Source organism: Streptomyces sp. P5F9 (assembly GCF_057961495.1).
The window spans coordinates 1-1323 of the sequence record NZ_JBXVPZ010000920.1 but is presented as its reverse complement, the minus strand read 5'-3'; the positions used below and the strand labels follow the sequence as shown (position 1 = coordinate 1323).

2 protein-coding genes are annotated in these 1323 nt (G+C 71.1%); both read left to right on the top strand.

Annotation, left to right across the window (positions count from 1 at the left end; translation table 11 throughout):
• The coding region (locus AC31A1_RS51495; RefSeq protein WP_489659926.1) for an ADP-ribosylglycohydrolase family protein at positions 1 to 831 on the top strand (831 nt) is incomplete at its 5' end.
• Positions 828 to 1323: PfkB family carbohydrate kinase (locus AC31A1_RS51490; RefSeq protein WP_489659925.1), on the top strand; the 496-nt coding region annotated here is incomplete at its 3' end. The genes AC31A1_RS51495 and AC31A1_RS51490, both read left to right, overlap by 4 nt.

Below are 1323 nucleotides of genomic sequence, written 5' to 3'. Positions count from 1 at the left end.
ATCGACGGCATGCCCGAGGACGACGACCTCAACTACCCCTTGTTGAACCTCCTGTTGCTACAGCGCCACGGCAAGGACTTCACGACCGCCGACGTGGCGAAGCTCTGGCTCGACGAACTCCCCGCGGGCCGCACCTTCACCGCCGAACGCATCGCCTACCGCAACCTCCTCACCGGCCTGGAACCCCCGCGAACGGCCCGCCACCGCAACCCGTTCCGCGAGTGGATCGGCGCCCTGATCCGTGCCGACGTGCACGGCTGGACCAACCCCGGCAACCCCGCCGCCGCTGCCGAACAGGCCCACCGCGACGCCACGTTGACCCACACCGCGAACGGCGTCTACGCGGCGATGTTCACGGCGGCCACCATCGCGACCGCGACCACCGGCACCCACGACATCCACACCTGCCTGCACACCGGTCTGACGGTCGTCCCGCACGGCTCCCGCCTGGCCAGGGCGATCCGGCACGCCCTCCAACTGGCCCGGAAACACCGGGACTTCGACGAGGTGGTGGACCAACTCCACGCCACCTACGGCGGAACCCATCACTGGGTCCACGCGATCCCCAACACCGCCCTGATCGCCGCCGCCCTCACCCACGCGGACGGCGACTTCACCGGCTCCATCTGCCGCGCGGTGTCCGGGGGTTGGGACACCGACTCGAACGGAGCGACGGTCGGCAGCATCGCCGCCCTCCTCGCGGACACCGCTCTCCCCGACCGCTGGACGACCCCGCTCAAGAACCGACTCGCCACCTCCGTAGGCGACTTCAACGGCATCGGCTTCGACACCCTCGCCCGGCTCACCCATCAGGAGACCGCCCGCCCATGACCCACATCGCCGTGCTCGGCAGCACGAACATGGACCTAGTCGCCTACGTCGCGAAGGCCCCACAGCGCGGAGAGACCGTGACGGGACGGGAGTTCCGCACGATCCCCGGCGGCAAGGGCGCCAACCAGGCGATCGCCGCGGCCCGTTCGGGCGCCGACGTCACCATCATCAGCGCGGTCGGCAACGACGTCTACGGCGCTCAGCTCCGGTCCGCCTTCGAGCACTCCGGCGTCGACACCGACCATCTGCGCACCGTCGAGGGCCCGTCCGGCACCGCGCACATCGTGGTGGACGACGAGGGCGGCAACGCGATCGTCGTCATCCCCGCCGCCAACGGCACCGTCGACCACCTCGCCCCCGGCGACGAGGCCACGATCGCCACGGCCGACGCCCTGCTCCTCCAACTGGAGATCCCCCTCGCCGCGGTGATCGCGGGCGCGGAGGCGGCCCGCCGCCACCGCATCCGTACGATCCTCACGCCCTCCCCCGCGC